Annotated in this window: 18 protein-coding genes and 2 tRNA genes; 4 read left to right on the plus strand and 16 right to left on the minus strand. The window is 50.3% G+C overall.

Annotated elements, in window-relative coordinates:
• Nucleotide 1: 1 nt before the first annotated feature.
• From FGS84_RS14705 to FGS84_RS14730, 6 genes are all read right to left on the minus strand, one after another.
• Nucleotides 2-925 (minus strand): transglutaminase-like domain-containing protein, encoded by a 924-nt coding sequence (locus FGS84_RS14705; RefSeq protein ID WP_138309301.1) that lies wholly within the window; start codon nt 923-925, stop codon nt 2-4.
• Nucleotides 926-955: 30 nt separating this feature from the next.
• The gene (gene rlmB / locus FGS84_RS14710; protein ID WP_138309302.1) at nt 956-1699 is read right to left on the minus strand and encodes a 23S rRNA (guanosine(2251)-2'-O)-methyltransferase RlmB; all 744 of its coding nucleotides are present in this window, start codon (nt 1697-1699) and stop codon (nt 956-958) included.
• Nucleotides 1696-2166, minus strand: a complete 471-nt coding sequence (locus FGS84_RS14715; RefSeq protein ID WP_138309303.1) for a ribonuclease III domain-containing protein — start codon at nt 2164-2166, stop codon at nt 1696-1698. The genes rlmB and FGS84_RS14715 overlap by 4 nt, the downstream gene beginning before the upstream one ends.
• Entirely contained in the window at nt 2151-3560 is a 1410-nt protein-coding gene (cysS, locus tag FGS84_RS14720) for a cysteine--tRNA ligase (protein ID WP_138309304.1), read from the minus strand. The genes FGS84_RS14715 and cysS overlap by 16 nt, the downstream gene beginning before the upstream one ends.
• 80 nt (nt 3561-3640) lie before the next feature.
• Complete coding sequence (ispF, locus tag FGS84_RS14725; protein WP_138309305.1) at nt 3641-4192, minus strand: 2-C-methyl-D-erythritol 2,4-cyclodiphosphate synthase; 552 nt, start codon at nt 4190-4192, stop codon at nt 3641-3643.
• A 221-nt stretch (nt 4193-4413) separates the two neighbouring features.
• On the minus strand, nt 4414-5340 hold the full coding sequence (locus FGS84_RS14730; protein WP_138309306.1) for a diacylglycerol kinase family protein: 927 nt from the start codon (nt 5338-5340) through the stop codon (nt 4414-4416).
• Between the two features lie 178 nt (nt 5341-5518).
• Between FGS84_RS14730 and FGS84_RS14735 the strand changes: the two genes are divergently transcribed.
• The 4 genes from FGS84_RS14735 (at nt 5519) to FGS84_RS14750 (ending at nt 7570) form a co-directional block, all read left to right on the plus strand.
• Nucleotides 5519-5591, plus strand: a tRNA-Val gene (locus FGS84_RS14735).
• A 20-nt stretch (nt 5592-5611) separates the two neighbouring features.
• Nucleotides 5612-5685: transfer RNA gene (locus FGS84_RS14740), tRNA-Met, on the plus strand.
• Between the two features lie 105 nt (nt 5686-5790).
• A complete protein-coding gene (locus FGS84_RS14745; protein ID WP_138309307.1) occupies nt 5791-6918 on the plus strand; it encodes an MFS transporter in 1128 nt (375 codons plus the stop codon).
• Nucleotides 6919-6931: 13 nt separating this feature from the next.
• Nucleotides 6932-7570 (plus strand): sce7726 family protein, encoded by a 639-nt coding sequence (locus FGS84_RS14750; RefSeq protein ID WP_138309308.1) that lies wholly within the window; start codon nt 6932-6934, stop codon nt 7568-7570.
• A 16-nt stretch (nt 7571-7586) separates the two neighbouring features.
• On the opposite strand, the gene bcp is transcribed toward FGS84_RS14750, so the two are convergent.
• The 10 genes from bcp to FGS84_RS14800 form a co-directional block, all read right to left on the minus strand.
• Complete coding sequence (gene bcp, locus FGS84_RS14755) at nt 7587-8054, minus strand: thioredoxin-dependent thiol peroxidase (protein ID WP_138309309.1); 468 nt, start codon at nt 8052-8054, stop codon at nt 7587-7589.
• A 147-nt stretch (nt 8055-8201) separates the two neighbouring features.
• A complete protein-coding gene (locus FGS84_RS14760) occupies nt 8202-9119 on the minus strand; it encodes a nucleoside hydrolase (RefSeq protein WP_240305332.1) in 918 nt (305 codons plus the stop codon).
• A gap of 77 nt (nt 9120-9196) precedes the next feature.
• Nucleotides 9197-10048: a carbohydrate ABC transporter permease gene (locus FGS84_RS14765; RefSeq protein ID WP_138309311.1), complete on the minus strand. Its 852-nt coding sequence runs from the start codon at nt 10046-10048 to the stop codon at nt 9197-9199.
• A 16-nt stretch (nt 10049-10064) separates the two neighbouring features.
• Complete coding sequence (locus tag FGS84_RS14770; protein WP_138309312.1) at nt 10065-10946, minus strand: sugar ABC transporter permease; 882 nt, start codon at nt 10944-10946, stop codon at nt 10065-10067.
• 92 nt (nt 10947-11038) lie between these two features.
• Complete coding sequence (locus FGS84_RS14775) at nt 11039-12397, minus strand: sugar ABC transporter substrate-binding protein (RefSeq protein WP_138309313.1); 1359 nt, start codon at nt 12395-12397, stop codon at nt 11039-11041.
• Nucleotides 12398-12602: 205 nt separating this feature from the next.
• Entirely contained in the window at nt 12603-13325 is a 723-nt protein-coding gene (locus tag FGS84_RS14780; protein ID WP_138309314.1) for a response regulator, read from the minus strand.
• A 15-nt stretch (nt 13326-13340) separates the two neighbouring features.
• Nucleotides 13341-15086 carry a sensor histidine kinase gene (locus FGS84_RS14785; protein WP_138309315.1) on the minus strand — a complete coding sequence of 582 codons (1746 nt, stop codon included), beginning with the start codon at nt 15084-15086 and terminating at the stop codon, nt 13341-13343.
• Between the two features lie 166 nt (nt 15087-15252).
• Entirely contained in the window at nt 15253-16467 is a 1215-nt protein-coding gene (locus FGS84_RS14790) for an enolase C-terminal domain-like protein (RefSeq protein ID WP_138309316.1), read from the minus strand.
• A 67-nt stretch (nt 16468-16534) separates the two neighbouring features.
• Nucleotides 16535-17377: a carbohydrate ABC transporter permease gene (locus tag FGS84_RS14795; protein WP_138309317.1), complete on the minus strand. Its 843-nt coding sequence runs from the start codon at nt 17375-17377 to the stop codon at nt 16535-16537.
• Nucleotides 17370-18263 (minus strand): sugar ABC transporter permease, encoded by an 894-nt coding sequence (locus FGS84_RS14800; protein ID WP_138309318.1) that lies wholly within the window; start codon nt 18261-18263, stop codon nt 17370-17372. Before FGS84_RS14800 ends, FGS84_RS14795 begins: the two co-directional genes overlap by 8 nt.
• Nucleotides 18264-18394: the final 131 nt, after the last annotated feature.

An 18394-nucleotide genomic window follows, 5' to 3' on the forward strand; every position in this document is an offset into this window, starting at 1 on the left:
CTTAATAGCTGTATTTTGCCCTGTAATTAGAGCCGTTTCCAATGTACTGCATGATTTCCTGGCTCTGGCCGCTGGAGGACGCAAATGTGGGGTCCATCAGCTTCCAGCTGTTGCCGTCAAAATAAATGATATTGTCAACCCATCCCTGGCCTTCCAGATATACATTAATCCATGCATGATACAGATTTCCCGTATAGCCCACCACCAGCTTGGTGGGAATGTCCTGGGACCTGAGCATGGCTGTCATGAGGGCCGCATAGTCAAAACAAATACCCTTTTTCTGCGCCAGCACCACATCCACGTTGGGCAGATAGCCGGACTGGACCGAACTGGCCTTGGCCGTATCATAGGTGACATTGTTGATTACATAATTATATACGTTTGACACCACTTCCAGCTGGTCCGTTGCGCTGGCAGCCACCGCTGCACCGGTCTGCACCGCTGCGCTGGCAGCATTGAAATTTACATACTGGTTGGGATACAGGAATGGTCCGAACTGATTGCTTATGCTGGCATCCACATTCTGGCTGAATGCCTGGGAATACTGGTTTCCCTGTATATTTTCAAACACCTTTACCGAATAGCTGCCGCTGCCCTCTGACAGCGGAAACACCTCATATACGCCGCTGCTGCTTAAATCATATGTATATGTCTCGGAACCGCTTTTTGTTATCTGCACCTTAATCTTGCCGACGCTTCCCGTATACTTTACCATGATATAGCCCTCTGACACATTGGACGCGTCCAGGGTGGCCTTATCGTTACTGAATGTAGTGACACCGGAAGCAATGGGAGTCAGTACATGGCTTCCGGCAGGCTTTGTGTAGGCCAGGGCCGTCACCGGCCCCTGGATGCTGCTGACGGCAAAAAAAGCCGCTGCCGCTGCTGCCGCAAGCTTTACAACAGGTTTATATGCTGTCTTCATAACATTATCACTCCTTTATCTCTAAAAGGACTATACCTCCAGGCGCTGCCTTACAATCTCATAGGCCAGCACGCCTGCCGCAACCGATGCATTCAGGGAATCAATATCCCCCTTCATGGGAATGGAAGCAACCATATCACAGTGCTCGCGCACAAGCTTACCGACTCCTTCCCCTTCATTTCCCACCACAAGTCCGATGGAACCTTTCAGGTTCATCTTATACATGAGTTCCCCGCCCATGTCCGCGCAGACAAACCACATACCCTTTTTCTTCAAATCTTCCATGGTGGCAGTCAGATTTGTAACCTTTGCCACCGGCGTATAGTTTAATGCCCCTGCCGATGTTTTTGCCACTGTGGCGGTCAGCCCCACGGCGCGGCGTTTGGGAATAATGACCCCGTGGGCCCCTGCCAGGTTGGCTGTACGGATAATGGCTCCCAGGTTATGAGGGTCCTCTATGCCGTCCAGCAGTATGAGAAAGGGGGGCTCTCCCTTTTCCTCCGCTGCTTTCAGCATATCTTCCACCTCAGCGTACTCATAGGCGGCGGCATAGGCAATGACACCCTGATGCTTTCCTGTCTCAGATATCTGGTCCAGCCTTTCCTTTGGCACGTAGTTGATAATGGTGTCATATTTCCTGGCTTCCCTCAGGATGGTACGCACCGGACCGTCCTGGCAGCCGTCCAGTACAAACAGCTTGTCGATGGTCTTGCCGGACCTGAATGCCTCCAGCACAGCATTGCGCCCCTCTATGGTCAGTTCTTCGTATCTCATGTCTTATCTCCTTCCGGGTCCGGCATCCTGCCCAGTTTTTCAAGTCCCTGGCTTATCAGATATACCAGCCTGTTGTATTCCTGCCTCAGGAACAGCCATCCCACCAGGGCTTCCATCCCTGTGGCCATGCGGTAATCAATGACAGATGCATTCTTGGCCGATGTGGCTGATTTCGCATTGCGTCCCCGCTTAAACACAGCGTGCTCCTCCTGGGTAAGCATGTCCTCAATGGCCTTTATGAGCGCTGCCTGCGTCCCGGCCTTTACAAGCTCTGAGCTCTGCTTATGCATTTTATTTACCTGCATGCTGCCCCGGTTTATCACCTTGGTCCGTATGATGACCTCATACACCGAATCTCCAATATAGGCCAGAACCAGTGGCGAGTAAGAATTCTCATCCACTGGTTCAAGCCTCATGCACTGTCTATAATATGTGAGAAATTCCTGAATGGTTACACTCTCTTCCACTTGACGCCCTCTCTGGTATCCTCTAATACAATTCCCATATCCAGAAGCTTTCCGCGGATTTCATCCGCCAGCGCAAAGTTCTTCTCTTTTCTGGCCTGCTGTCTGGCTGCAATCATCTCTTCAATCTCACTGTCCAGCACTTCTTCCTTTTTCTCCGTGATAATGCCCAGGACATCGCACAGCTCTTCTATCATTGTCCTCATATAGGAAACAAATTCCCTGGTGCTGGATTCATCTGCCGTTGTATTGGCCAGCTTCACCAGTTCGAAAATGGCGGAAATAGCGTCTGCGGTGTTGAAGTCATCGTCCATGGCTTCCTCGTATTTGCCGCGCAGCTTATCTGCCTCTTTTGCATTCCCCTGCTCTGCAGCAGTCTCAGGGCTGTCCGGCGCCTTTGCCTCCAGGTCCTTCAGTTTCCCCACGCAGGTCAGGATACGCTCCAGACCATTCTTGGATGCTTCCATCAGGTCGGCGCTGAAGTTAAGGGGACTGCGGTAATGGGCGCTGAGCATGAAGAAACGCAGTACCTGCAAATCGTATTTTTCGCTGATTTCCCTTACCGTGAAGAAATTGCCCAGGGATTTGGACATTTTCTTATTATCAATATTCAGGAATGCATTGTGCATCCAGTATGTGGCAAAGTTCTTGTCGTTGGCGCACTCACTCTGGGCAATCTCATTCTCATGGTGAGGGAATATCAAATCCTCGCCCCCTGCATGGATATCAATCTGCTCACCCAGATAGCGTTTGGACATGACGGAGCACTCTATATGCCAGCCGGGACGTCCGTCGCACCATGGAGACTCCCAGAAAGGCTCCCCTTCCTTTTTTGGCTTCCAGAGCACGAAATCGTTGGGGTCTTCCTTTCCCTCCTCTCCGGTAACCTTAATTTCACGGAAACCGGACTGGAGCTCATCCAGGTTCTTATGGGACAGCTTTCCGTATTCTTTAAAGGAACCGGTCCTGAAGTAAACGGTTCCGTCTCCGGCCACATAGGCATGGTTTTTGTCGATGAGGGTCTGTATCATCTCCAGCATGCCGCAGATTTCCTGGGTTGCCTGCGGATGGACCGTGGCAGGCTTTACGTTCATGGCCGCCATATCCTTTTTGCACTCCTCAATGTACCGGCGCGATACGGTATCAGCGTCCACGCCTTCCTCAATTGCCTTCTTGATAATTTTGTCATCCACATCCGTAAAATTGGACACGTAGCGCACATCGTATCCCTTATACTCAAAATACCTGCGCACCGTATCAAATACAATCATGGGCCTGGCGTTTCCTATATGGATGAAATTATACACCGTAGGGCCGCAGACGTACATCTTGACCTCTCCCGGGGTCAGGGGAACGAATTCCTCTTTTTTTCTGCTCAGTGTGTTAAATATCTTCATACTCTTATTCTCCTCAAATGAATCTCTTACAGCATGTGCAAAGCATGCCTCGGTCAGCTGTGTCAGAACGTTATCCCTTATTATTCTCCATTCGCCCGGCCGCAGCCAGGACAGCCGCCGCAGCCGCTTTCCATTATCTTACTATCATAGCAGTAATCTGCTGTTTCCGTCAATAAGGTAATTGCCTGGGAAGAGATTCCTTCGCCGGTTCCCGTAAACCCAAGCCCTTCCTCCGTGGTGGCCTTGACGCTTACCCTGGACACGTCCAGATGGAGGGCGTCTGCTATGTTGGCTGCCATCTGAGGCCTGTATGGCGCCAATTTGGGGCGCTGGGCTATGATGGTGGCGTCGATGTTCTCAACCACGTAGCCTTTCTCATCCAGAAGTTCCCCTACCTTCTTTAACAGTTCTATGCTGGAAATACCTTTATATGCCGGGTCAGTGTCCGGGAAATGCTGTCCGATATCTCCCAGGGCAGCTGCCCCTAACAGGGCGTCCATGACCGCATGGACCAGTACGTCCGCATCGGAATGGCCCAAAAGGCCCTTTTCATATGGGATGCTGACGCCGCCCAGGATTAGGCCGCGTCCCTGTACTAATTTGTGAACATCGTATCCTTGTCCGATTCTCATAGTGTCTCCTTGTGTTGTGGGTTGATTTTTTGGCTGGCGTCCGCCATACACACCGCGATTCCGCTGCGCACACCGCGATTCCGCCATGCACACCGCGATTCCGCTGCGCTGCATCGCGGTGTCGGGCTTCGCCCTATAAAATAAGCCATAAGGAAATCTTCTTATGTGCAAGCACAACGAAGATTTCCTTCTGCCTTATTTTGCATGGCTCATTGCCTGCGTCATATCATCATTCTTACTTTTCTGGCTATGCAGCTGGCTTGGATGTCGGTCTGGAAACCGCAGCTTTCGCCGTCTGCATGGACGGGCAGCGCTGCTTCTGTGTGGATGGATACTTCCCTGCATTCATAGCTCCTGACGCCTTTGGGCCGCCGCCTTCTTCCTATGAAGGCTGACAGCAGAACCGGAATCAGCTTTGTCCGGGTGCCGTGGCTCATGACGCAGATGTTTAATTTTCCATCGCTTCCGTCTGCCCTGGGGGCGAAGAGGAAACCGCCGCCCTCTGAGGGCTGTATATGACAGGAAATAAATAGGATATTGTTGAACTCTACCTTCTTCACCCCGTCTAATAAAATATATCCTTTGCAGGATTTGCATTTGAAAAACTGGTGTATGCCTATGAGTATATAAGAAAGTTTCCCCATACCGAAACGATTTAAACGCTGACGGCATCTGGAAGACAGGGCATCCTGGCAGACGGCTGCGTCAAAACCGATTCCGGCGCTGACCAGAAAACGGCGGTGGGATATCTCCTGATTTCCATAGGTAAGGACCCCGTAATCAATCATGGTGAAATGCCGGGGAGCCAGCTGTTTCTTAAGGCACTTCATGGTGCGGCCGGGCATGCGGAGGCTCCTGGCCAGGTCGTTGCCGGAACCGGCCGGGATATAGCCCAGACTTAAAGGCCCATGGAAAGAAACGCCGTCCAGAACCTCGTTCATGGTTCCGTCCCCGCCCACGGCAATAATGTATCTGGGCTCATCATAGCTGTCCGTCAGCAGCCTGGCCGCAGACCTTGCATCCCCGACGCCTTCTGTCAGGAAAACTTCGTATTCAATATTATGGCTGTCCATATAACGGGCCATGGCTTTCCAGATTCTAAAGCCTCTGCCTGAACCTGCTTTGGGATTTACAATGAAGTTATACATGAAGGATTCTGGTCGTCCTTTCTAATATTTTACTCTGCCTTAAATTATAGCATAATCCCCTATAAAACACTAAGAAAATTTCTATAAAAAAAGTTGTAAAAAAAGTCTTGACAATTACCACAATTTATCATATACTGTACAGGCAGTCGCGAGTGAGACACAAACGGCGGCAGGATATGGGGTCTTAGCTCAGCTGGGAGAGCATCTGCCTTACAAGCAGAGGGTCACAGGTTCGAGCCCTGTAGGCCCCACTATCTACCAAACTAAATATGGCGGAATAGCTCAGTTGGCTAGAGCACACGGTTCATACCCGTGGTGTCGAGAGTTCAAGTCTCCCTTCCGCTACTTGAGAAGCTTTGGATTGTCAAGGCTTCTTTTATTTTGCCGCCGGGTATTTGCCTGCAGGGCGTGTTTATACGTCCAAAATCCACCAGGGAGGACATCAGTATCATGGAAAAGGAACAGATATTTCAGAGAAATGCAGGTTTTTTTGCATTTTTCCTAAGCGGTATATGTGCCATCAGCAGCGGCGTGGTCGTAAGCATTCTGCAGGAGACATACGGCTTTGCGTACGGCATGACAGGGACACTGCTGTCCCTTATGAGCATAGGCAATCTTCTGGCCGGGTTTGCCTCAGGTATGCTGCCTGCAAAAATCGGCACCAAGAAAACCGTGGTGCTCCTGACAGCCGGCTACGGGGCCGGATATCTTATGATGGGTTTTTCCGGCTGGACACTGGTGCTCATGCTGGGCTTTTTCCTGGTGGGTGTCGCCAAGGGAAGCACCATCAATACCTGCACCATCCTGGTGGCGGATAACTCCGGCGACCGTACGAAGGGTATGAACATCATGCACAGCTGTTACGCCCTGGGCGCACTGCTGTGCCCCTTCTTTATCGGAGCCGCCATGAAGGCCGGAAACGCCGTCCCCATGCTGGTGCTGGCAGCCTGCGGTTTCCTGCTGTGGCTGACCTTTTGTGTGACTCCTGCCGAAACAACAGCCATGAAAAAGGACGGGAATTCAGATAAACGTTTCCTCAAAAGCAGGAAATTCTGGCTGCTCACCGGTCTTCTGTTCTGCCAGAACGCGGCGGAAACCAGTGTGACCGGCTGGATGGTTACATACTTCAAAGGAAACGGCATCATATCTGGTTCCCTCAGCCCCTACACCGTGACCGTGATGTGGGGCGCCACCCTGATTGCACGCCTGCTCATAGCATTTGTGATTCCCATCAAAAACAGCTATTCAGCCATGATTAAGATGGGGATTGGCTGTATCGTCTTCTACCTGGGCCTGATGATGGCCGGAACCCAGACCGCTGCCATTCTCCTGCTGTTCGCCTTTGCATTTGCCATGGCAGGCATGAATCCCACTGCCGTGGCCAGTGCAGGCCGCATGACCAGCGCGGCCAGCATGGGAATCATGCTCCCGGCGGCCAGCAGCGGCGCCATCATCATGCCCTGGATTATCGGCATGGTGGCTGAACATGCAGGCATTGAAATTGGAATGGCTTCCAATATCATCCCCTGCGCAGGCATGCTGTTATTCAGCGTGGCTGTGAAACGTTTGAAAGAATAGGAGCGCCGAAGCAATGCTCTACGATAAGGATATACGGGAGCCTCTCTTTGATTTTCTGGAGGAAATGTACGGAAAAATGCGTATTCTGGAAGAAAAACAGATGGGGAAATCCAGGGCCGACATCGTTATGGTCCTGCCGGACCTGGTAGCTGGTATTGAAATCAAAAGTGATGCCGACACCTATGCCCGGCTGAAACGCCAGGTAAAGGACTATGACCAGTTTTACGACAAAAATTATGTGGTGGCCGGTTCTTCCCACGCCCTGCACATCGGGGAACATGTGCCTGAATGGTGGGGAATCATCACAGTGGAGCAGGTGGCCGGAAAAGCAGACTTTTACCTGCTCCGGGAAGCCCGGCCAAATCCCTTGGTAAAGCTGAAGAAAAAGCTCAGTATCCTGTGGCGCCCGGAACTGGCTCATATCCAGGAACTGAACAGCATGCCAAGGTATAAGGAAAAGAGCAAGCTCTTTGTCATTGATAAAATAGCGGAAAAGATACCCGGAGATATACTGTCAGGGCAGATAAGCGAAGTCCTGTTTGAACGGGATTATAATGAAATCGAGAATGTGATACGGGAGTTTAAGCAGACACAGACCTCAGCTGCAGGAAAGCGGCGCACCCGGAGAATCCGGAAGGGCAGGCGTTCATGATACGCCTGCCCTTCTCCTATTCCGCCCTGCCATCCAGATAATCCAGTATCTCCCGGGCATTGGTATCCGGCTTTGCCTTTTCAAACACCGTTTCAATGACGCCGTCCTCATCGATGACATAGGTGCTTCTCACCACCCCCATGGAAACCTTGCCGTAGAGCTTTTTCTCCTTCCACACGTCGTATGCCTGAATCACTGTAAGCTCCGGGTCAGACAGGAGGATAAAGGGCAGCTCATGCTTGGAGGCAAAATTGGCATGGGACTTTTCGCTGTCCCTGCTGACGCCTATGACCTCCACATTCCTCTGCTTAAATCCAATGTATGCCCCGGCAAAGGCACACGCCTCCCTGGTGCATCCCGGCGTATTATCCTTTGGATAGAAATACAGAACCACCTTCTGTCCGCGGAAAGAAGATAAGCTCACTTCCTTTCCGTCCTTATCTTTTAATGTAAAATCCGGCGCCTTTGTTCCTGCACTTAACATATCTTGTTTCCTCCTTGAGCAATCGGCCGGGTACTTTGTTTCAATCTCCGCCTGTTTTGATAAACGTCCATGAAAAACACCGGCCCATAAGATTATATTATTGCAGGTATCCGCACTTGTCAAGGACTCCCCGGCGCCGCACACCTTCTAACGCATTATGATTTCCTTAAATCTGCTGACAAACTCCTCTGCTTTAATGTCCTTTGCGCACATCACATTCTGCCTTATGTTTCCCACGCCAATCTTCCAGGTGTTAAAGGTAGTGCCTCTGGTATGCTGCCCATGCAGCTCCACATGGATGTCTTCCCCCTGATAGGTAATAAGGTCCTTATCATACACAGCGAACATTGCCATAGGGTCATGCAGGAAGGTATGGCGTCCCCGGTTCTCATAATAGCACATCAGCAGGTCTGCCAGCAGTTCCACCTCCGGCTTATTGCTGTTTCGCATCAGGGATACCAATTCGTCATTTACCTGGCACCTGGTGGTCACATCCAGCCCAATGGCCCGGATGGGAACGCCGGAGGAATAGACAATATGGGCTGCTTCCGGGTCGCACAGAATGTTCCACTCATTGTAGTGCATGTAATATGCCCCGCCCATCATTACGATTTCCTTGATTTTTCCTTTGATTTCCGGATGGCTGCAGAGCAGGACCCCGATATTGGTCAGGGGGCCTATGGTGACCAGGGTTATATCTCCCTCTGATTCAGCCAGGCTTCTGCGCAGATATTCCACCCCATCCATGTCCTTCCGGTACTCCAGTTTCTCCATGCCCTCCAAAAGCTGTATGGGTACCGCCTCCACATCAGCCTCTGCCACCAGCGGACGGCCTATTCCCGCATATACCGGTATGTCGGTCCTGCCCATTAACTGCAGAAGCCTTACCGCAATCTGCGCCCTGGCTGCCGTGTTTCTGAATACGGTGGTGATTCCCAAAACCTCCAGCTCCTCTGACTTGAGCGCAAGACAGATGGCCAGCGCGTCATCCGCGTCATCCCCTATATCCGTATCAATGATTATCTTAATCTTATCCATCCGATTCTCCTTCTGCTCTGTTCTCATTCTATCCTGTTTTCCTTTTATCCTATTTCCCATTTACCCCGGCATCAGCTTCTTACAGCCGCAACACGGTATTCCCTTTATTCCTTCATGCCCGATGTGCTGATTCCCATTTTATAGTATTTCTGCAGCGGAAAGAAAAACATCAGCGGCAGCACTGTGGTGACCACGGAAGCAGCAAATATTTCCCCCCACAGCGTTCCGTTCTCCTGCTGGAATACGGACAGGGCCACCTGCACCACACGCACCTCCGGAGCATTGGCCGCAATCAGGGGCCATACAAAGGACTGCCATTGATAGAAGAAAATAAGCAGTCCCGCGCTTACCATAATGGGCTTGGTCAGCGGTATATATATTCTCGTAAACACAGCCAGCCAGCTGGCTCCGTCTATCCTGGCCGACTCAGCCAGGCTGTCCGGTATTTCTTCAAATGCATTTTTAAACAAAAATATGTACGTACCGTTGGCAACAGCCGGAAGTATCAGCGCACTCTTGGTATTCAGCATATTAAGCTGATGGCACAGGGAATACAGCGGTATGGCAATGGCCTCAAAGGGTATCATCATGGTAAGTATGACCATGAGGAACAGTATATTCTTCCCCCTGAACCTGAATTTGGCAAATGCAAACCCTGCCAGCGCATTGAGGGCCAGCCCCAGGACAACGGTCACGGCGCATACCACCACGGTATTAATCAGAGGCTTCATAAACTCATAATCAATGAACAGACTCCGAAAGGATTCCAGGGATATCTGTCTCGGAATGAACGTTGCCAGTGAAAACGGTGAAGCGTACTTAAATATCTCCTCGCTGGGCCTGATGGATGACATAAACGAGAAAAATACAGGCAGTACAAGAAACACGGCATAAAACAGCATCAGTCCATACTGCACGGTGCCAAACAGCACATGCCTGACGGTCCGTTTTTTCATATTGTTTTCCTCCTTCCTAATGCTTTGGTTTCAGCACTTTCATCTCCACCATGACCACTGCAAATGATACCAGAAGAATCAGCGTGACAATGGCGTAGGAACGGCCGAAATCAGCATAGATAAACCCTGATTTGTACGCCTCATACATCATCAGGTTGGTGGACATCTCAGGCCCTCCCAGGGTAATCATGTACATGGGAACAAACATCAGAAGGTTTGCCACCGTGTTGGAGACAAATACAAACATCATGGACCGCCGTATCAGGGGCAGTATGATATCCCACACGGTCCTGAAGCCGTTGGCCCCGTCGATTCTGGCTGATTCAATCAGGGATTCGGACACCTCCTGAATGCCGGACAAAAGATAGAGCATCCAGTAACCGCAGCCCTTCCAGATACAGATAAGGATAACCGACATCATGGACTGCTTCGGGCTGGTAAAAAACGGCTGGGCCGGCATTCCGAACATCATGAGTATGCTGTTGACCACTCCCTGGTTTGGATTCAGCAATATATTCCATATCATACATCCGGAAGAAAGGGCAATGGCAATGGGCATCATGAAGACAGACCGGAACGCGCTGTTGGCCCTGCCCGGTATGCGCACGGACAATGCCAGCAGCAGGGAAATCAGAATCTGCAGCGGCGTTGTAATGAGATTGAATACAAGGGTCACCTTAAGCGTCTTATGAAAGGTTGGGTCTGTAAACAATGAGATGTAGTTGTCCAGACCCGCAAAATATTTCTCCCCCCGCAGAAAGGATTCCGCAAAAAAGCTTCCTGCAAAGGATATGATGATGGGGTATATCTTAAAGATAAAAAGCAGGAGCATTGCCGGTGCGAGAAACAGATACGGTTCCCATGCTCCCGGCCTTTTTTTAAGTTTTACTGGCTCCATGCGCTGACCTCCTCCTATTTAAGGAGAACGTATCCGTTTGGGCCGGATACGTTCTTCCAATGCTGTCTGATGCTGCTTTTTATTACGTCTCGTTACTTTGTATATTTTTTCAGGATGTCGTCAATCCTGGCGGCCGACGTATCCAGTGTGGTCTTTACATCCGCCCCGTTTCTGATATCCTCAATGGCAGCATTTACAACATCGGACCACTCATTGTATCCCGGGGTTTTGGGCCTTGATACGGAGTATTTTTCCAAGTCACTGGCCAGCAGGGCGTAAACCTCATGGTCCGGGGCGGAATCATCTGTAATCCGGGCAATCCGCTCCATATTGGCTCCAATATTATTCTGGCTGTCCAGGAATATGCCGCTTCCCTCTCCCACGGTAATGTATTTGATGAACTCAGCCGCTTCCTCCTTGTGCTTTGAATTGGCATTGATGCCTATATGCCAGGAGTCGCATCCTACCACCGGCACACCGCCTTCAAAATAAGGCACCGGGCACACGCCCACATTGATTCCCTTTCCCTTGGCCCTGGCGTAGCACACCGGGTCGCCCCATGTAAATGCCACCTTTCCTGTCTCAAACATCTCCCTGGCCTCATTGGTGTTCACGCCCTTGGGGGACACCCCGTATTTATTAAACAGGTCCTGATAAAAAGTCATTGCTTTTATACTGGCTTCTGAGTTCAGATACCCGGTAGCTGTCAGTCCGTCCTCATCCAGCCAGGCAGCTCCCAGGGAATTGGCCAGTGGCATTACATTCCACACGCGGTTTATCTGGTCCCCGATGATGCCCCAGCATGTAGTGGTGCCGTTTTCCACCTTGGTGACCTGTTTGCAGATATCCAGGCACTCCTCCCAGGTCATGCGCTTGTCTGTGTCATAGGCCGGATAAGGTATATTGTTTTCATCCAGAATGTCCTTATTGTACACCATAATCATGCCGGACTCCCGTTTAGGCGCTGTCATAACTTTTCCGTCATAGGTGGCTGCCTTCAGACCGGTCTGGGTAAATACCTTATCCAGCTCATCCCTGCTCATATAATTCTCAAACGGCTCCAGATACCCCCTGACTGAATAAGAGGTCACAAGAGGCGCGTCCACATTCAGCACGTCAAAGTCGCTTAACTTGGATTTCATCTTTACTTCAACCATCTCTATCATCTGGTCAAAGGGATAGGATTCTGTCTTTACCTTGATTCCGGGATGGGATTCCTCAAATTTCTGTATGATTTCCTTGCCCACATCACCTTCCCACACATCTGCATGGGAATTCAGGTATACGATTTCCACCGGTTCTCCGCCCTGGGCCTTGTCCTGGCTGCTCTCCGGCGCCTTTTCAGCCTGGGCAGAGCTGTTATCCGCCTGCTGGCTTTTTGAGGAACACCCTGCTGCTGAAAACACCATGGCTGCAGCCAATCCAATTGCTGTTAATTTTTTTAACTTCATAATATTTCCCCCTAGTCATTGCTGGTCATTCTGTTTATCTTGCTACTGTTAAACACGGCATTGCTTTTTCATAAATTATGCATAATTTATTCAACTTTTATATCTTAATTATATACAAACCGCCATATACAACAACCGGGCCAGATTATGATTTTGTGTAATATTTTACTATATTCCTGTTTTTACCCATGTTTCCTATACACATCTACCTTCTGTTCCTGTATTCCGTGGGAGTCATACCCACCTTTTTCTTAAACAGATTGCTGAAATACTGGGCATCGGAAAAGCCAACCATATATGCCACATCGTTAACCCTGTATCTGACATCCATCAGCAGTTCCTTGGCCCTGTCAATCCGGTACGCCGAAATATAATCCGTCAGATTCTTATCCGTGTGGCGTTTAAACAGTTCGCACAGATAATTGGGGGATATGTACAGTTCGTCTGCCATATCCTTTAATGTGATTTTCCGGCTGTAGTTTGAGGCAATATATTCCTGCGCCTTCATGATAAGCTGATTTCCGGGCTGCTTATTTCTCTCCGGACGCATTCCCGGGGACCGGCTCAGCTTCTTCTCAATCTGCCTGAGCGTTTCTATCAGCTCCACGGGATTGGTGGGCTTCGTCAGATACCGGGTCACGCCCAGCTCTATGGCGCGCTGGGCATAAGAAAAATTAGTGTATCCGCTTACGATGACCACATCTACCTCGGCATTGGCCTCCCTTATCTGATATATCAAATCCAGTCCCGACATATGGGGCATCTTGATATCTGTGATGATTACATCCGCCTGCCCGTTCCTCAGGTATTCCATGGCTGCGGCGGCTTCCTCAAAGCTCCCGGCCACCGCCCAGCCCTCAAGACCTTCCACCAGCCCGCACAGTCCGTTTCTTATTTTTGGTTCATCATCCACAACAATTGCTCTCATGTCATTCCCTCCCTATCAATTTCCGGGTATGCAGAAACGGATGACCGTTCCCTCTCCCAGCCGGCTCTCGATGCTGAGCCCGTATTCCTCCCCATAATACAGCCTGATTCTCTTATTTACATTCTCCACGCCTATGCTTGTGTGGTTCATCCTGGGTTGGGTGGTTCCATCCCTCAGGCGTTTCAGCTGCCCCTCATCCATGCCTGACCCGTTATCGCTGACCTCCAGCCAGCATCCCCCGTCCTCATCATGTTCATATGCCCTTATCCTTACGCGTCCCCCTGTTTCTATTCCGTGGACAATGGCATTTTCCACCAGGGGCTGCAGAATCAGCCTGGGAACCTGGATGGATGCGTACTGGTCCGGAATATCTATCTCATATTCCAGTTTATCTTCCATCCGTTCCTTCTGAATCAGGAGATAGTTGGATACGTGACGGATTTCCTCACTCAGGGCCACGGTTCTGGAGGACCTGCTGATTGCATATTTCATCATCTCACCCAATGACACCACGATGCCGCTTATCTCATATTCCTTTTTGTCCAGCAGCATCCAATTGATGGTATCCAGGGTATTATACAAAAAGTGGGGATTAATCTGGGACTGCAGGGCTTCCAGCTCCGCATTTTTCTGAGCCAGCTTTTCCTGGTAGACCTCCTTTATCAGCATGTCTATTTTAAACACCATGTAATTGAACGTCTCCATGAGACGGCCCATTTCATCCGAGCGTTTATTCTCTATGCGGTAATCAAAATTCCCCTGCTGCACCTCCCCCATGGCCTCAATCAGCTTCTTCACAGGAGCTGTGATGGCCAGGGACACTGCCAGAAGGCAGACCAGAATCAGCAGGTTGCACAGGATGATGCTGAGCAGGATGGAATGGTTCAGGCTCTGTACCTGGGCCGAGATATCCGAGTAAGGCACCATGGTATATATCTTCCATCCCGTTGTTTCATTGGTAATGGCAGACAGCGCCATGCGCTCCTGTCCCACCAGCAGCTCCCCGGACCCTCTCCTGCTGTTCTCCATGGCAGCCACTGCATCAATGGCCTGGGAAAAGGTCTTTTCGTCACCTGCAATCAGGTTCTGGTTCTGGTCCAGCATGAAGGTCATCTGATGGGGAAATGAGGCGTTCTCCGTATGCAGGATGTCCAGGAATGTATCCGGGTTCAAATCCATGATGAGTACGGCAATGACCTCCTGATTGTAAAAATCCGTAATGGGCTCCACCATGGTAAGGACCTTTTCAGGTCCTGTGATACCCTCCATATGAAAAAGCAGGTTGTCCTCAAGACCCAGCCAAACAGGCTGTCCCCCATGCTTTGAGGCTGCCTCATAATATTGGGAGGACACCAGGTCAAAATCCTGCAGCCTGTAATAATCATAGGTGCTGTACAGGATATTTGACCGGTCAATAATCATGATATTGCTCAATGGTTCAAATGAAAGTACGAGGGAGGAAAAATACTCAGCTATGCTGCGCTTGCTGCGGCCCACCTGCAGGTAGTCCTCGCCGCTGTGGATATTGTTTCTCACAATCTGGCTGGTGGCTGTGCTCTGCCCCAGCTGTGTCATATAGGAAACCTTATCCGTCACACTGATATTGATTTTCTCCAGCATGTTTTCCATCTCATTTTTCTTGTTGTTAAAAATAAGGCCCCTTGCATGGCTGTAAGCAAAATATCCCATAATACTGCCCTGAAGAATGCCGATGGTTATAAATACAATCATAATCTTTGCACGGAATGACAACTGTCTCACGCTCTGTTCCCCCTGTGATTATATTTTTTCTATCATAGCATTTATAGTTTGGGATTACAAACCCCGAGGGGGCTTATGCGTCCCCAACCGCCGGACAAAAAAAGACACGGCCCTGGCTTATTGCCAGAACCGCGTTTTGTTGTCTTATTATATGTCTGCCATTCACCTACGGCCTGACAGCCGTCCCGTCAGGCAGCCTTGCAAACAGCCAGCTGTGGTCCATGTCCACTGCCGGATATTTGGCCGCTTCCCTCTCATCAAAGCCAACACCGATGCCGGGGGTATCATCCACATATGCATAGCCGTTCCTGATATCCGGACAGCCCGGGAATACGGCCTTCTCCTCCTGGGTAAAGCCGGAAAATTCCTGGATACCGAAGTTGTGGCTGTTCAGGTCCAGATGCATCTGGGCGCACATCCCGATGGGCGACAGGTCATTGGGACCATGCCATGCGGTCCGCACCCCGTATGCATCGCAGAAGTGTGCCAGCTTCACGGCAGGGGTCACGCCTCCGATATCGCTTAGATGCACCCTAATGAAATCAATCCACTGGTTCTGTATGATGGTCTTCCACTCAGCCGGATTGGTAAACAGCTCTCCCATGGCAAAGGGAACAGCTGTCTGCTCTCTCAGATACCTGTAATACCCCACCTGGTCAGGGGACAGGGAATCCTCCAGGAAAAACAGCTTAAAGGGTTCCAGCTCCTTTGCAAAGGCAAGGGTATCTGCCAGGGAAAGCCTCTCATGTACATCGTGCATGACCTCAAGCTCCCAGCCGAAATCCTTCCTCACCTGTTCAAACAGACGGATTACGCTGTCCATATACATTTTCGGATGGAAATACGCGCCTTCCGGCGCTCCGTCCGGCTTCACCATCTGCTGGCGCCTGCCGTCAAAATTCCCGCCGTAGGTCCCCATGTGACAGCGGATATGCCGGTACCCTTCCTCGATATAACGGCTGATGCACTCTTTTACCTCTTCCAGGCATCCTCCGTCCGCATGGCGGTAAACCGTTACCCCTTCCCTGGCCTTGCCGCCAAGCAGGCTGTAAAGAGGCATGCCGGCCAGTTTGCCCTTGATGTCCCACAGAGCCTCGTCCACACCGGATATGGCGTTGTTAAGGACCGGGCCGTTGCGCCAGTAGGAGCTTCCCATCATGGTCTGCCAGATATCCTCTATATTATGGACGCTTCTGCCCTTAAGCATGGGGCAAAGGTACTCCTCTATGGCTGTGACCACGGCCTTATGCCTCCATGTAAAGGTGGCGCATCCGTATCCGGAGAGTTCCGGTTCCGATGTTTCCACCTTCACAATAACCAGATTAATTCCCCTGGGCGCTGTCACAAATACTTTTATATCGCGAATCGTTATGTTATCCATGTTCTTAATCTCCTGTTTTCTTGTAAAATCCCTATGCCTGCACTGTGCGCCCCCCGGCAATACAGTATCAGCTCTTCACGGCCCCGCCTGTCATACCTGCGATGAAATACTTCTGGAAACAGATGAAAAGGACCACCAGCGGAAGACTGGATACGGTGGAGGCGGCCATCAGGTCATTCCATTTAATCTGGTACTGGGAATTCAGGGAAATAATGCCCACGGTCAATGTCTTAAGCTGGTCGTTGGAAATCAGGACCGAGGAATACATATACTCATTCCAGCCGCTGAACAGGACAAATATGGCAACCGCTGCAATACCCGGTACTATCAGGGGCAGAATGATGTTCCAGAAAATACGGAAACTGGAAGCCCCGTCCACCCGGGCCGCCTCATCCAGCTCAATGGGCACTGTCTTAAAGTAGGAAACCAGCATCCATGTGCTAAAGGCAACATTGGTGGCTGCATACACAATGATGAGTCCAATCAGCTTGTTGGTCATATGGTATTTGGAGAGCACTGCATAAAAAGGCACCACCAGCATAACGCTGGGAAACATCTGGGTCACCAGAAGAAAATCCATCAGCTGTTTTTTTCCCTTAAACTGGAATCTGGTCACCCCGTAGCCGGCCAGGCACGCGCAGGTGATGCAGATAATCATGGCAAAGATACATGTAATCAGGCTGTTCAGGGTCATTCTTCCAAAATTGTAGGTGGTGAAAAATTTCCGGAAGGACTCCAGGCTGATTGGGTCCGGTATCCACTGGGGCTTGGGCGAGTAGGTCTGGGCCTCTGTCTTGAATGCCGTGGAAACCATCCAGAGCACTGGCACCAGCACCAGCATGGCCAGCAGAATCAGGACCACATAGCAGATAATTTGTTCCATTCTGCGTTTTGACTTTATTTTATTCATCCTTCAGCACCACCTTATACACAGAGTTTATGAGATAACAGATAATGAACACCAGGATTCCCCAGGCAGCTCCCTTGCCGAACCTCAGGTCGTTGAACGCGGTTCCGTAAATACTCAGGCTTATCAGGTTGGTGGCTGTGCCCGGTCCGCCGGCCGTCATGGTAAAGACCTGGGTATACTGCTTGAACCACCACACGCTGTCCAGTATGATAACCGTTGTCAGTATGGGCTTTAAGGAGGGCAGGGTTATGTACCGGAAGCTGTCCCACTTATTTGCCCCGTCAATCACAGCCGCCTCGTACAGGTCCTTGGATATGCTCTGAAGGCCGGCCAGTATCATGGTCATAACCAGCGGAAATCCCTTCCATATACAGGTGAATACCACAGACGGAAACGCCAGTTCCTTACTCCCAAGCCAGGATATATTGGCTGAGATGATTCCCAGGGACTTTAAAATGTCATTTAAGACGCCGTACATGGGATTCATAATCCAGGTAAACAAAAGGGCGATGACAGCTTCCGGGAAAAGCCATGGAAGCATAAAGATTACCCTGAATACGGTTCTTCCCCTGAACTCCCTGTTTAACAGGGCGGCCAGAATGAACCCCAGGACAAAATGCCCGATTACTACAAATATCATGAACTCAAACGTAAGCAGAACTGATTTATAGAAGGACGGGTCTGTAAATGCCTCTGCGTAATATTTAAAGCCTACAAATTTCCACTTAGTCACCAGGTTGGTATTAAAAAAGCTGATATAGAAGCCATAGGCCATGGGATATATAATAAGGGCCGCCAGCATAAATACAATGGGGAAAGCAAATAAGTATCCGTCATTCTGGTATTTAATTTTGCCCGCAGTTCCTTTGGTTTTTACCTTAGACATACTATCATGAACCTTTCTTTTGAATACGGGGAGGGCAGTTATCTGCCCTTCCCCGTATCATGCTGCTGTTTCTGTTACTGTTTGCGGTGGTGCTGTTTCCTGCGCTGTCCCAGGCTTTGCATTCTGCTGCC

The organism is Clostridium sp. 1001271st1 H5, assembly GCF_005845215.1.
Taxonomy (GTDB): Bacteria; Bacillota; Clostridia; order Lachnospirales; family Lachnospiraceae; genus Enterocloster.

Coding starts and splice junctions, on each gene's coding strand:
- FGS84_RS14780 (WP_138309314.1), bottom strand. CDS start 13,325: ATGAGAGCAATTGTTGTGGATGATGAACCAAAAATAAGAAACGGACTG.
- FGS84_RS14705 (WP_138309301.1), bottom strand. CDS start 925: ATGAAGACAGCATATAAACCTGTTGTAAAGCTTGCGGCAGCAGCGGCA.
- bcp (WP_138309309.1), bottom strand. CDS start 8,054: ATGTTAAGTGCAGGAACAAAGGCGCCGGATTTTACATTAAAAGATAAG.
- FGS84_RS14760 (WP_240305332.1), bottom strand. CDS start 9,119: ATGAGAACAGAGCAGAAGGAGAATCGGATGGATAAGATTAAGATAATC.
- ispF (WP_138309305.1), bottom strand. CDS start 4,192: ATGAGAATCGGACAAGGATACGATGTTCACAAATTAGTACAGGGACGC.
- FGS84_RS14750 (WP_138309308.1), top strand. CDS start 6,932: ATGCTCTACGATAAGGATATACGGGAGCCTCTCTTTGATTTTCTGGAG.
- cysS (WP_138309304.1), bottom strand. CDS start 3,560: ATGAAGATATTTAACACACTGAGCAGAAAAAAAGAGGAATTCGTTCCC.
- FGS84_RS14800 (WP_138309318.1), bottom strand. CDS start 18,263: ATGTCTAAGGTAAAAACCAAAGGAACTGCGGGCAAAATTAAATACCAG.
- FGS84_RS14775 (WP_138309313.1), bottom strand. CDS start 12,397: ATGAAGTTAAAAAAATTAACAGCAATTGGATTGGCTGCAGCCATGGTG.
- FGS84_RS14790 (WP_138309316.1), bottom strand. CDS start 16,467: ATGGATAACATAACGATTCGCGATATAAAAGTATTTGTGACAGCGCCC.
- FGS84_RS14795 (WP_138309317.1), bottom strand. CDS start 17,377: ATGAATAAAATAAAGTCAAAACGCAGAATGGAACAAATTATCTGCTAT.
- FGS84_RS14730 (WP_138309306.1), bottom strand. CDS start 5,340: ATGTATAACTTCATTGTAAATCCCAAAGCAGGTTCAGGCAGAGGCTTT.
- FGS84_RS14765 (WP_138309311.1), bottom strand. CDS start 10,048: ATGAAAAAACGGACCGTCAGGCATGTGCTGTTTGGCACCGTGCAGTAT.
- FGS84_RS14770 (WP_138309312.1), bottom strand. CDS start 10,946: ATGGAGCCAGTAAAACTTAAAAAAAGGCCGGGAGCATGGGAACCGTAT.
- rlmB (WP_138309302.1), bottom strand. CDS start 1,699: ATGAGATACGAAGAACTGACCATAGAGGGGCGCAATGCTGTGCTGGAG.
- FGS84_RS14745 (WP_138309307.1), top strand. CDS start 5,791: ATGGAAAAGGAACAGATATTTCAGAGAAATGCAGGTTTTTTTGCATTT.